Origin of the sequence: Streptomyces sp. AP-93 (genome assembly GCF_022808175.1) — a bacterium.
Classification (GTDB): domain Bacteria; phylum Actinomycetota; class Actinomycetes; order Streptomycetales; family Streptomycetaceae; genus Streptomyces.
This window is the reverse complement of sequence record NZ_JALGBX010000012.1, coordinates 191,523-203,984: the sequence shown is the minus strand read 5'-3', so window position 1 is coordinate 203,984 and position 12,462 is coordinate 191,523. Positions and strand designations below refer to the sequence as shown.

The 12,462-nt window shown below is 71.3% G+C and carries 11 protein-coding genes; 3 read left to right on the top strand and 8 right to left on the bottom strand.

From position 1 onward, the window contains the following. Positions 1-112: 112 nt before the first annotated feature. Positions 113-2,059: a multicopper oxidase family protein gene (locus MTF69_RS21405; protein WP_243336587.1), complete on the top strand. Its 1,947-nt coding sequence runs from the start codon at positions 113-115 to the stop codon at positions 2,057-2,059. A 72-nt stretch (positions 2,060-2,131) separates the two neighbouring features. On the opposite strand, the gene MTF69_RS21400 is transcribed toward MTF69_RS21405, so the two are convergent. The 3 genes from MTF69_RS21400 to MTF69_RS21390 form a co-directional block, all read right to left on the bottom strand. After that, positions 2,132-2,800, bottom strand: a complete 669-nt coding sequence (locus MTF69_RS21400; protein WP_243336585.1) for a sulfotransferase family protein — start codon at positions 2,798-2,800, stop codon at positions 2,132-2,134. An 18-nt stretch (positions 2,801-2,818) separates the two neighbouring features. After that, positions 2,819-3,250 (bottom strand): carboxymuconolactone decarboxylase family protein, encoded by a 432-nt coding sequence (locus MTF69_RS21395; protein WP_243336583.1) that lies wholly within the window; start codon positions 3,248-3,250, stop codon positions 2,819-2,821. Between the two features lie 86 nt (positions 3,251-3,336). Continuing rightward, on the bottom strand, positions 3,337-4,365 hold the full coding sequence (locus MTF69_RS21390) for an acetylserotonin O-methyltransferase (RefSeq protein WP_243336580.1): 1,029 nt from the start codon (positions 4,363-4,365) through the stop codon (positions 3,337-3,339). 221 nt (positions 4,366-4,586) lie between these two features. Between MTF69_RS21390 and MTF69_RS21385 the strand changes: the two genes are divergently transcribed. Further along, the gene (locus MTF69_RS21385) at positions 4,587-5,204 is read left to right on the top strand and encodes a disulfide bond formation protein DsbA (protein ID WP_374323488.1); all 618 of its coding nucleotides are present in this window, start codon (positions 4,587-4,589) and stop codon (positions 5,202-5,204) included. 31 nt (positions 5,205-5,235) lie between these two features. Here MTF69_RS21385 and MTF69_RS21380 read toward each other — a convergent pair whose 3' ends face one another. Further along, positions 5,236-6,114: an NmrA/HSCARG family protein gene (locus MTF69_RS21380; RefSeq protein ID WP_243336578.1), complete on the bottom strand. Its 879-nt coding sequence runs from the start codon at positions 6,112-6,114 to the stop codon at positions 5,236-5,238. A gap of 104 nt (positions 6,115-6,218) precedes the next feature. After that, complete coding sequence (locus MTF69_RS21375) at positions 6,219-6,947, bottom strand: SDR family oxidoreductase (RefSeq protein WP_243336576.1); 729 nt, start codon at positions 6,945-6,947, stop codon at positions 6,219-6,221. Positions 6,948-7,296: 349 nt separating this feature from the next. On the opposite strand from MTF69_RS21375, the gene hemG reads away from it, so the two are divergent. Then, on the top strand, positions 7,297-8,781 hold the full coding sequence (gene hemG, locus MTF69_RS21370) for a protoporphyrinogen oxidase (protein WP_243336574.1): 1,485 nt from the start codon (positions 7,297-7,299) through the stop codon (positions 8,779-8,781). A 149-nt stretch (positions 8,782-8,930) separates the two neighbouring features. Here the strand turns inward: hemG and MTF69_RS21365 are convergent, their stop codons facing one another. The 3 genes from MTF69_RS21365 to MTF69_RS21355 form a co-directional block, all read right to left on the bottom strand. Further along, on the bottom strand, positions 8,931-10,682 hold the full coding sequence (locus MTF69_RS21365; protein ID WP_243336572.1) for an FAD-dependent monooxygenase: 1,752 nt from the start codon (positions 10,680-10,682) through the stop codon (positions 8,931-8,933). Between the two features lie 188 nt (positions 10,683-10,870). Continuing rightward, positions 10,871-11,323, bottom strand: a complete 453-nt coding sequence (locus tag MTF69_RS21360; protein ID WP_243336569.1) for a pyridoxamine 5'-phosphate oxidase family protein — start codon at positions 11,321-11,323, stop codon at positions 10,871-10,873. Further along, a complete protein-coding gene (locus tag MTF69_RS21355; protein WP_243336567.1) occupies positions 11,320-12,456 on the bottom strand; it encodes a threonine aldolase family protein in 1,137 nt (378 codons plus the stop codon). Before MTF69_RS21355 ends, MTF69_RS21360 begins: the two co-directional genes overlap by 4 nt. Positions 12,457-12,462: the final 6 nt, after the last annotated feature.

The window sequence follows — 12,462 nt, the reverse complement described above, 5'->3', positions numbered from 1 at the left end:
ACGGCCCTGTCGAAGGGGCGGGGCCGTCCACCGGCGCCGGTCCGGGGCGGAAGGACACGTCCTAGAGCCGAGCACGAGTTCGACGAGAGCGGCCGCCCCTAGCCTCGGGCGAATGGATCCCACAGCCTCCGAAACGTTTGAGCCATCCGGGCCGGACCGCCGCACGCTGCTGCGTTACGGCACCTTGGCCGGCCTGGGCGCCCTGGTCACCGCGGCCCCCTTCTTCAAGTCGGATGGTGCGGCCGCCGCGACGGCCGGCGGGCCCGAGACCTCCGCGCCCGAGCTGAAGCTGACCAAGTTCCGGGATCCACTGCGGATCCCGCCGGTCATGCGCCCCCGCGACCGCGGCAACCACGACGAGCTGACCGTCCGCATGCGCACCGCCGACGTCACCGTGCACTCGCAGATGCCGCCGGTGAGGATGTGGACGTACGAGGGCGTCTACCCGGGCCCGACGATCAAGACGGTCAGCGGCCGTCCGCTGCGGGTCGTCTGGGAGAACCAGCTCACGGGCAGCATCCCCGTCAGGGCCGTCGACTTCAGCTCGCCCACGGGCCGCTCACCCGACCCGCTCACCAACTACCCCGGCACGGCGGGGACCCAGGTGGTCCCCGGTGTGTCCGACCTGGCGCCGTGGGCCGCGGTGCACCTGCACGGCATGCTGACCGGCGGCGGCAACGACGGCTGGATGGAGAACCTGATAGGTCCGGGCGACGTGCAGCTGTCGGCCTATCCGAACGACCAGGCCGCGACGACGCTCTGGTACCACGACCACACCCACCACGTGAGCCGCTTCAGCGTGTACGCCGGGCTCGCGGGCATGTTCCTCTCCCGCAACGAGGAGGAAGAGGCGCTCGGCCTGCCCGAGGGCGCCCGCGACGTGCCGCTGTTCCTCAGCGACCGCAACTTCGACGTGGACGAGTCCGGGGCCCTGGCCGGCCGGCTGGTCCACAAGGTGGAGATGATCGGCCCGCAGCGCCTCATGCGCACCCACTCGGCCCCCTACACCCTGGTCAACGGGGTGGTCTGGCCGTACCTGGAGGTCGCGCCGCGCTGGTACCGGTTCCGGATCGTCAACGGCGCGAACTCCCGCATGTACCGGCTGATGCTGCTGGCCGACGGTCAGCCCGTCCCCGGGGCGCTGCGGGTGATCGGGACCGACCAGGGTCTGGTCGGCAAGCCGGTGGCCGTCGAGGGGGCGCTCAACCTCTCCCCCGGCGAGCGCGTCGACGTCCTGGTCGACTTCAGCGCGTTCCGGGGACGGGCCCTGAAGCTGGTCAACACGCTGGAGGGCATCACGCCCGGTACCTCCAACAAGCTCAACGACCTGCTGGAGCCCGACGTGATGCAGTTCCGCGTCACGGACCAGAGGCCGTCCAACGGGTTCGTGCTGCCGCAGGCCCTCTCGCCCACGTTCAAGCGGCTCACCCACGACGACCTGCCCCACGACCTCGCCCAGAGGTGGGTGGTCGTGGTCGGTCCCGGCTCGACGAACATTCCCGAGCTGTGGGAGATGGAGGAGGTCGACGCGGCGGGGATCACGTTCCCGTCCGCCGGGATCGTTCAGGTCCAGGACGCCGAGGGCACCGTCAGGACGCTGCGCAGGACGGCGATGGCGTACGACGACGGCAAGACGTTCACTGCCGCGCACGGCAGCGTGGAGATCTGGAGGTACCTCAACCTCGCCGCGTCCCCGCACCCCATGCACATCCACCTGGCGCACTTCCAGGTGCTGTCCCGCGAGAGCTACGACATCACCGGGTTCCACCGGGTCACCCGCGGCTCGTCCAAGCCCATCGCGTTCAAGGCCGCGGGGGTGCTGGAAGCGCACGAGCTCGGGGAGAAGGACGTCATCCGGGTGGGTACGGCCGGCCAGATCACGCCGAACGCCACGCTGGGCGAACTGGTCACCGTGGCGGTCCGGTTCCCTGTCGTCGGCAGGGGCGTCCACCACTGCCACATGCTGGAGCACGAGCAGCACATGGTGCGGCCCCTGGTGGTGTCGCCGGGCGCCCATGTGCAGGCAGCCGCGCAGATGCACGCGGGCGGCCACCACTGACGCACAACAACGCCGTGGGCCCGCGCCGGTGAACGGCGCGGGCCCGCGGGGCGCGCTACGAGCCTCGCCGGCTCAGCCGGCAGGGACCGGCCCGGGGCCGGCGGCGGCCGCCTGGGCTATCCGCCGACGCATCTCCTCGGTGCTGTTGGCGCGCGGGAACTCCTCGTCGGGAACCTCGACCCCGAGGAACGCGCACAGCGGCTCCCACCCCTGCTTCACGTCGTACACGAGGACGTTGTCCGCGCCGAGGGCGCGCACGACGTCCTCGGTGTGCCGGTGGTAGACCTTGATGGCGTGGTCCTTGTCCGAGAACCGGCCGTCGAAGAGGCCGTCCCAGACCAGGGCGTTGACGACGCGGAACAGCCGGGCCTGCCGGGAGCCCGGCTCGGGCGGGTGCTCCGTGGTCCGCAGCGCGAACTGGTACAGCGTGTCGTACGTGCTCTTGTACCAGCCCTCGGCGTCGCGCACCGTGAGGACCACCTTGGTCCCGGGGAGCGCCTCGCTGATCTGCTGGTAGTAGACCGTGGAGGGGCCGTCCACCGCTGAGGCGAAGCCGTCGTACAGCGCGGCCCAGTCGGGGCGCTCGCCGTCGCAGATGATCCGCTCCCACTGGGCGAGGCGCTGCTCGTCGTCGACGATCTGGAACATGTGGAAGCAGGGCCCGAGGCCGAGCCGCTCCAGGGCCACCTGGAGTGATGTGGTGCCGGTCCGGCCCAGGCCGGCGTTGATGAGCTTCAACACGGTGATGGGTCCTCTCCCTCAGCGCCAGACCGCGTCGTCCTGGTGGGTGGCGACGTTCACCCGGTTCCAGAAGTTGACCAGGCTGATGTGCATGACCAGGGCGCCGAGCTGCACGTCCGTGTAGTGCTTGGAGGAGTTCGCCCAGACCTCGTCCGACGGCGCGTTCTGAGCGTCGGTCTGCAGGGTGACGGCTTCGGCCAGCTCCAGGGCGGCGCGCTCGGCGTCGGTGAAGGAGGGCTCGGTCCGCCACGCGTCCACCAGGGGCAGGCGCTTGTCCGCGGGCTCGGTCGGGAAGGTGTAGACCCGGCCGTTGAGCCCGGCGACGCGCAGCCGGATGAAGTCGAGGGTCGACTGCGGCACGCCGACCTTGCCGATGACCTCGGACAGGTCGAGCAGGGGCTGCAGGGCGCCGGGAACGACCAGGGAGGGGTTGCCCATCCGTTGAGCCATCGGGAGTTCTCCTGTGTGATAGCGGTGCGCTGGAAGGTGAGAGGACGTCGGACAGGGCCGTCGGTCGGGGCCGTCGGACAGGGCCGTCAGACCGGGATCGCCTCGATGATCGAGATCGGTGACGCGGTGGGGATCGCCCTGGTGATCTTGAAGCCCGCCCTGGCGAACAGCTCGGTGTACTGCGCGAGGGTGCGGTCCTGGGAGCCGATCATCAGCATCAGCCAGAGGTCGATGGTGTGGCCGATGTGGCGCTCGTTGTTCTCGGGGAGCAGGTACTCGATGCAGAGCAGCTTCCCGTCGGGGCCGATCGCCTCGCGCGCGTTGCGCAGGGCGGTCAGGGCGTCTTCCTCGGAGAAGTTGTGGATGATGCGCTTGTACAGGTACGCATCAGCGCCCTTGGGCAGCTCACCGAGGTAGCTGCCGTGCTCGACGGTGTAGCGGTCCGCGACGCCGGCCTCCTCGAAGAGCGAGGCGGAGTCCACGGTCGCGATCTCGAAGTCGTACAGCACGCCCTTGGCGTCCGGCGCCTGCTGGAGGACGCCCGCCAGGAGGTAGCCGCGGCCGCCGATGACGTCCACGACGGTGCCGAACCGGGAGAAGTCGTAGGCGGCCAGGACCGGGTCGGTCTCCGACTCGGAGACCTTGCCGAACGCCTGGAAGAACGCGGCGGCGTAGGCGTGGTTCGCGTGGAAGAAGTCCAGCGTGCTCATGCCGCGCAGTTTGGGCAGGTTGGCCTCGCCGGTCTGCACGGTGGTGAGCAGGTGGCCCCACTCCTCGTGCAGCAGGGGGTGGCTCATCAGCTGGGCGAACTTCCGCATCGAGTCCTGCGCGTCCTCGCGGAGCTTTTCGGACAGCGGCGTGTTCTCGTACCGGCCGTCCGGACGGACAGCGAAGACTCCGTGGCCGGACAGCGCGCGCAGGATCCGGTGGGTCGCCTGCGGGTCGGCTTCGACCCGCAGGGCGATGTCCCCGGCGGACAGCGGCGCGTCGGCGAGCACGTCCGCGATGCCGAGCCTGGCCGCGACGGAGATCGCCTGGGTGATGACGGCACCCTGAATCAATTCGAGCAGCGCGTAGGAATCCGACTGGTCGCGGACCTCGGCCGATGCGGGCATCGCTTTCCCCTCAGAGTGACTTTCTCGGATTCCAGACCATAGGTCGGCGCTTCTCCCCGCCGCAACCGGCCGAGTTTCTCAGATCATTGACAAGAAGGGTTCAACCGGGGAATTCTCGCGTTTGAACGGAGCCCAGCTCTACTAACACTCGACCGGGAATCCGACCCCGCTTGTCAGGCTGTGCCGACCGCGACCGTGCAGTCGCCTTGAGGAGGCCGACGTTGGCGCACGACACCACGACCCCGGTGGATTTCTGGTTCGACCCGACCTGCCCCTGGGCCTGGATGACATCCCGGTGGGTCCTCGAGGTCGCAGAGCGACGGCCCCTGGAGATCCGCTGGCACATCATGAGCCTGACGGTGCTCAACGAGGGACGTGCGGACCTGGACGAGCGCTGGCACCGGGACCTGGCCCTGCGCATGGAGCCGGTACGGGTCTGCGCCGCCGCCGAGGACGCGTACGGACCCGGGGTGCTGCTCCGGCTCTACACCGAACTCGGCACCCGGTTCCACCTCGGGAAGGCGCCCAAGGAGCGGGCCACTTACGAGGCGGCCCTGGCCGCCTCGGGCCTGGATCCCGCCCTGGCCGGCGCGGCCGGGTCCGACGCGTTCGACGGCGCGGTGCGCGCTTCGCACCACGACGGCATCGCCCGCGTCGGCACCGATGTGGGCACCCCAGTCATCGCCGTGGGGGACGTGGCCTTCTTCGGCCCCGTGGTGACGCCGACCCCGCGGGGGGAGGCCGCGGTGAAGCTCTGGGACGGTGTGCTCGCGGTGGCCCAGACCGACGGGTTCTTCGAGCTCAAGCGCACCCGGACCCGGGACCCGATCTTCGCCTGAGCCCCGGCGTCCGCCACGGCCGGCCCGGGCGTCAGCCGCGGGCCGCGGCCGCCGGGGCGGTCCAGTTGTCCTTCAGCCACGCCTCCACGGAGACCAGGTTCGGCCTGTTCTTGCGCAGTTCGGTCAGGTCGGCCTGGAAACCGTCGCGCTCGAACCAGTCGAACATGTTGGCGAGGTCCGGGCGGCCCGCGCGCAGCGGCTCGATGGGCAGCTGCTGGAAGCGGGTCGGGATGCCGGAGACGGCCTCGAACGCCGCGGCCATCTGCGGCCCGGTCAGCTCCTCGCTGGCGATGTCGACCGTCCGGCCGATCCATTCCTGGGGGTTCTCGAAGGCGTCCGCGGCGAAGGCTCCGATGTCGCTCGGCGCGATGACCTGCACCGAGGTCTCGGGGTCGAGCCACATGGCCAGGACGAGCTCGCCCTGCCTCGGGCGCGGGGCGATGTCCAGGAGGATGTTGTGGAACATCGCCGGCCGCAGCACCGTGACCGGCAGGTCGAGCGTCGCCAGGTACTGCTCGCCCACCAGCTTGCTCTCGAAGTGCGGGACGCGGGTGTCCCGGTCCGCACCGCCGACCGAGCTGTAGACGAAGTGCTTCACGCCGGCCCGCACCGCGGCGTCGGCCACCGCCTTGCCCTGGCGGATCTCGGCCTCGATGCCGCCGGGTCCCCGGAAGGTCTGCACGCTGAAGACGCCGTACGCACCCTCCGTCGCCGCCGCCAGCGAGGCCTCGTCGTCCATGTCACCGCGGACGAGGACCGCGCCCGCCTCCTCCAGCGCCCGCGCCTCGGCCTTCTGCGGGTCGCGGACCAGGGCGCGCACGGAGAAACCGCGCCGCAGCAGGTCGCGGGCGACCTCTCCGCCCTGCCGGCCGGTGCCGCCCGTCACCAGGATCGTCTCTCCAACCGCCACTGTCTGCCTCCATGTCGTGTGCCCGCCGGGCCTCGCCCGGCCCGGCTATCGGGTGTGATGGCCGCGAACGGCCGCGGTCCCTCGCGGGATGGTGACGTTCCGCGCTACCAGGGAACGGGGCCGTCGTCCGCCAGGCACTGGCCCGACGGGCCGGTCTCGTCCAGGGTGGCGAGCCGTACGGCGATCTCCGCGCCCTCGGCGGGGGTCCGGAACCCGCGGTGGTGGTTCATGTCGGTCGCCACCACTCCGGGGAGCGCCGCGTTGACCTTGATCGGGGTCTCCCGCAGCTCCTTCGCGTACGCGAGCGTCACCGCGTTCAGGGCGGTCTTCGAGGACTGGTAGGCGATCATGCTGAGGCCCGCCAGAGGGCCGCTCGGAGCCGATCCCAGGGTCAGCGAGGCCACGTGGCTGGACAGGTTGACGATGCGGCCGGCCGGGGAAAGACGCAGCAGCGGCAGCAGCGCGTGGGTCACGGTGACCACCCCGAACACGTTGGTCTCGAAGACCTCCCGCAGGTCGGCGGCGGTGGCCTCGCTGGGCGTCCCGGTGAAGCCGCCCGCGGTACCGGCGTTGTTCACCAGGATGTCCAGGCGCCCGTACCGCCGCTCGATCTCGCGGGCCGCCTCCTCCACGCAGGCCGGGTCCGTCACGTCGAGCCGGAGCGGCACGGCCGTGATGCCGTCTTGTGCCAGCGCGTCGGCGGCCTGCTTGCCGAGCACCTCGTCCCGGGCGCCGACGAGAACGGTGATCCCCTGCTCGCCGAGTTGCCGCGCGATGGCGAAACCGATGCCCTTGTTGGCGCCCGTGATGAGCGCGACCTTCTCGAACGGCACGTTTTTCCCTTTCGTGAGGTCCGGGTCCGCTGCCCCCGGAACGCCACTTCGCCGGATACGCAGAGGCGGCGAGCGGAACGTCGTGCGCCCGGTTTTCAAGCAATGAATTAATACGTTCACGGTACGAAACGCAAACGCCTGGGCACCTTCGATGATGCCGTCGGAACACTCTGTTCAAATGCGATGAGTCCGCAGTCGAACGGACGGCCTGCGCGCAATTGCGAGAGACGGGCCCGCCTTCTAGGCGTCCTCCACCCGGGTTCCGGGCCGCTCGGCCAGACTGCCCACGCCTGTCTCGGCGCCGACCGTACGGGCCTTACAACGCCGTAACCATGAAGGAGCTGGTGGAATGACTGGGAGCGAACAGGCTCAGGCGAGCGGTAAGCCCCACGTGGTCATCGTCGGTGGCGGGATCTCGGGACTGGCGGCGGCGTTCCACCTGCGGAACGAACCGGTGCGCGTGACGCTCCTCGAGGGCTCGTCCCGGCTGGGCGGAAAGCTGCTGGTCTCCGACGTGGCAGGGGTCGCGGTCGACGAGGGCGCCGAGTCGCTGTACGCCAACCGCAAGAAGACCACCGGCCTGATCAAGGAGGCGGGACTCGGCGAGCAGATCGTGTCGGCGGGCCCCGTCACCGCGTCGGCGATCTGGACCCAGGGCGCGATCAGGCACCAGCCCGACCGTCAGTTCATGGGTGTGCCCTGTGACATGGACGACCTCGCCCGGTCCGGGGTGCTCTCCGCCGAGGGCATGGAGCGGGCGCGGCAGGACCTCGTACTGCCCTCGTTCGACGTGGAGGGCGACCTCTCGGTCGCGTCCTTCGTCGGCGGGCGGTTCGGCCAGGAGGTCGTGGACCGCCTCGTCGAGCCGTTCCTCGCCGGTGTGTTCGCCGGGCGTGCCGCGGACCTGTCGTTCGAAGCCACCCTGACCCCGCTGGCGCGGGCCTCCCGCGATCACATCTCGCTCGCGGACGCGGCCGGCTCGCTGGTGCCGCACCTGCAGGAGGGCGAGAAGCCCCCGCCGGTGAGCGTCGCCACCCTCGAGGGCGGCTTCGGCACGCTGCCCGCGGCGATCATCCAGCAGGTGCTGGACGCCGCGCCGGACACCGCCCTGCGCACCGGGACCACCGTCCGGGAGCTGACGCGCAGCGGTGACGGCTGGCAGGTGACCGTGGGGTCGGCCACCGACCCGGAGGTCATCAACGCCGACGCGGTCATCATCGCCACCCCGGCCGGCCCGACGAGCAGCCTGCTCGCCGGGGTCCCGGGTACGGCCACCGCCGTCTCGGCGCTCACCGAGGTGCCGTACTCCAGCACGGTCATGGTGACGCTCGCCTACCCGAAGACGGCGTTCCCCGGCGGGCTCTCGGGCCGCGGCTACGCCGGTTACCGGGTGCCGGCGGAGGAGGGCAAGGCCGTCAAGGAGGTCACCTTCACCACGGTGAAGTGGCCGCACCTGGCGGGCGAGGTGGAGATCGTGCGCTGCTCGCTCGGACGGTTCGGCGAGGAGCACCTGCTCCAGCGCGACGACGCCGACCTGGTCGCGCTGGCGACGGCCGAGCTCGCCGAGGCCACCGGCGTGACCGGTGTCCCGGTGGCGTCCCGGGTGAGCCGCTGGGAGAGCGCCCTGCCGCAGTACACCGTCGGCCACGTGGACCGCGTGCGGCGGATCCGTGAGACCGTGGCGACCCAGTCCGGACTCGCGGTGTGCGGTGCGGCGTACGACGGCGTGGGCGTCGGTGTCTGCATGATGACCTCGCGCAGGGCCGTCGACCAGATCCTCCCCTTCGTGAAGAAGGCGGCGGCCGCCGCCTCCTCGGTCGCGGTCGGAGTGTGAGCCTCGAATCCACCGGAGTGATCCCGAAGTGGTCACTCCGGTGGATTCGGCATGTGTGCGCCCGGTTTCCGGGCAAGACGAGAAGGGGCCGTGCCCGATCGGGCACGGCCCCTTCTCGTCTTGCCCGTTCCGCGTCGCGGAAGCGGCGGTCAGCGGTCCAGGATCGTGGCGAAGACGTCCGCCAGCTCCTGCTCCGCGTCCGCGCCGGCATCGGTGCTGCGCCAGGCCACGTGCTGGTCGGGGCGGATCAGGAGTGCGCCGGCGCCGGTGATCTGCCGGACGGCCTCCCACCCGCCGTCCACGTCGGCGTACTCGGCGCCGTCGCCGATGCTGACCGCGTTGACCGGGACGGAGAACTTCTCCGCCACGCGGGCGGCCGCCTCGCACCACGCCGCCCCCTCCGGGCCGGTGATCAGCGTGAAGCCGGTCCTGCCCGTCAGGTCGAGGGTGGACAGCCGCTCACCGTCCCTGGTGATCCAGGCGTGCGGCAGCCGGTGGCCGGGGCGCGACGTCGGCGTGTGCTCGTCGCGCATGGGGACGCGGGCCGGGCGCTCGGTGCCGTCGGAGAGGACCGCGCCCTCCTCGTAGGCGAAGCCGATCTCCATCTCGAACGACTGGCAGCCGCCGCGGTGGGTGTGGAACACCTCCAGGGCCCGCGCCCGCACGGTGTCGCCGAGCGGGGACGGGTCGAAGTACGCCGCCAGACGCTGCCCGCGGCGCCCCGCGGGGATGTTGTGGCCGCCGCCGATGGCGTCGATGACCACCTGGTGGTGCTGGGCGGCGGAGACCGCCCAGTCGACGTTCTCGCGGCCGACGGGCCGGCGCTCGTCCTCGTAGGTGTCGATCAGGCTGTCGGGCGCGGTGCCGTTCAGCACCGCGGCCAGCTTCCACGCGATGTTGTGCGCGTCCTGGATGCCGGTGTTGAGGCCGAGGCCCACGGCGGGCGGCTGCTTGTGCGCGGCGTCGCCGGCGATCAGCACCCGGCCGACCCGGTACTTGTCGGCGAGGATCGCGTTCACGATCCAGTCGGTGACCTTGTGCACGGTCACTTCCAGGTCCGGCACCTTCAGCACTTCGCGGATGCGGTCGATGACCGTCTCGTTGTTCCAGCGGCCGGCCGGGCCGGGGGCCATGTGCAGGCCCCACTGCTCGCAGGCCTTGCCCCAGCTCGGACCCATCTCGATGAGGTTGACGGAGAGGTCGGGGTCCTCAGGGCTGAGGTAGTGCGTGATGAGCGTGCCCTCCTCCCACCACTGCGAGAGGTCCGCGGAGAAGTACACGGTGGTGGTGTTGATGTCGCTGGGCGGGCCCTGCATCTCGATGCCGACCTTGTCGCCGACGAAGCGGCCGCCGTCGGCGCCGAGGAGGTACTGCGCCTTGACCGTGATGGTCTCGCCGGTCTCGAGGTTGCGCACCTCGGCGAGGACGTGGTCGCCCTCGTCGGAGAAGTCGATCACCTCGTGGCCGAAGCGGATCCGCCCCGGATTGCGCTGCTCCGCGTGACGGCGCAGGATCGGCTCCAGCCACATCTGCGGCAGCTTCGCGGGCAGTTCCGGCCCGGCCGCCCCGTAGCGCTCCGTCAGTTCGCCACCGCCGAAGGCGTCCATCTCATGGATCTGGCGGGCGTCCAGCGGACCGTCACCGGCGAACGTCGTCGCCCAGCGCACCTTGCCGAACTTGTCCAGCGGCGCCGCCTCAGCGAGGACGTCATCGCGGATCCCGTGCTGGCGGAAGATCTCCATCGTGCGCTGATTGAGGTAGTGCGCCTTCGGCACCCTCGACGTGTCAGCGTGCCGCTCCACCAGCAGGTGGTCGACGCCCTGGTCGGAAAGGAAGACGGAGGCGGACAGGCCACACCCGCCGCCGCCCACGATCAGGACCGGAACCTCGATTGACGTCATGTTCGCCCTTCCAGAATTCAGATGGCTTTTCCCGCACAGCCTGACAACGTCATCCGCAACCCTGGTCAAGGACGACTCGACTCCGGAAGGCCGCCGGCCGGTCACGCGGGTGACCGGCCGGCGGCGTGCCTCGGGGAAGGGGTCCCTCCGGGTCTCCCCGGGGCACCTCCGATGCGCTTTTCAGGTGCTCAGCCGAGCCAGACGCCGTCCTTCATCAGCGTGCGTCCGGACAGCTCGTTGGCCTCCCGCCAGGCCTGGATGCGCCGGGGCAGTAGGCGGAAGTACTGGTAGGGCTGGTCGAGTTCGCGCGGGTCGAACCCGGTCTTGGCCGCGAAGGCGTCGGCCGTGGCGCCCAGTTCGGCGGCGTCCACCGGCTCCGCCTCGCCGTCGACGATCACGACGTCGCGCGTCAGGCCGAGGCCGACGCGCACCCGGCCGTCCGCCAGCAGGTTGCGACCGGTGACGGAACCGCGCGGAGTCGAGACGAGGAAGGCGGTCCCGTCCCAGAGGAACGAGAGGGGGATGAGGTAGGCACCGTCCGAGTCACCCGCCGAAGCGACCCAGAGATCGACGTCGTTCTCCAGCCTCTTGCGAGTGTCCTGCAGCCGCTCTTCGAGCCCACGCGGTGGCAAAGCCGTCATGCTTCCTCCGTCGATGTCGTGGAGAGTCCCCGTCCGAGGAGGTCTCCTCCGGTGTTCGTACGGGCCACCGGCGCGGTGGCCGCGACGGCCGCCAGCGCCCTGACGGCCGCACGCACACCGATCATGTCGTGTGCCCGGTGTACGGCGAAGCGCACGAAGCCGTTGGGCAGGGGCAGGACGCGCACCCGGTGGCCGGCGAGGCGGCCGGCGCATTCCTCCGGGGTCAGCCCGGCGACGCGTGCCATGACCATGTTGGTCGGCCGCGGCGGGTAGATCAGCCCGACGCCGGGCACCGTCTCGAAGCCGGCGGCGAGCGCGGCGGCCGTGGCGTGGTCGGCCGCCAGGTCGGGCAGGCGTTCCAGCGCGACGAGGGCGGGCGCCGCCACGACGCCCGCCTGGTGCATGGAGCCGCCCAGCGCGGCCCTCAGTTCGCGGGCGCGGGCGACGTACGCGCGCGTCCCGCACAGCAGCCCGCCGACCGGCGCGCCGAGCCCCTTGGAGACCGAGAAGGCGACGCTGTCCGCGGGCTCCGCCAGCTCCGCGGGGCGGACTCCGAGCGCCACGGCCGCGTTGGCGAGCCGGGCACCGTCGAGATGGACGTGGGCGCCGTACCGGTGGGCCAGGGCGGCCAGGGCGCGGGTCGCCGCGGCGTCGAGGGCGTTGCCGGAGCGCATCATGCTCGTGTTCTCGAGGCAGACCACGGTGGGCCGGCCGCCCCCGGTGGCGAGCAGCTTGTCCACGGCCTCGAGGTCGGGCAGGCCGTCGGGACGCTGCGCCACCGGCAGCAGCTCGACCCCGGCGAAGCGGCGCAGCCCGTCCGATTCGAGGAAGGCCATGTGGGTGTCTTCGCCGACGACCAGCCGTGGCGCGCGCGGTCCCGGGGAGCCGGCCGCGGCGAGCGGGGCGAGCAGGTTCGCCATGGTGCTGGTGGGCGTGAGCAGCGCGGCCTCGGTGCCGAGCAGCTCGGCCACGCGCGCCTCGAGGAGCGCGACCATGGGGTCGTCCCCGTACACGTCGTCCCCGACCTCGGCCGCGGTCATCGCCGCGCGCATCCGCGCATCCGGCACGGTGCGGGTGTCGCTGCGGAAGTCGAGCCGGGGCAAGTCGAGCCGGGGGGCGTCGGTCCGGGCCATCGCGGC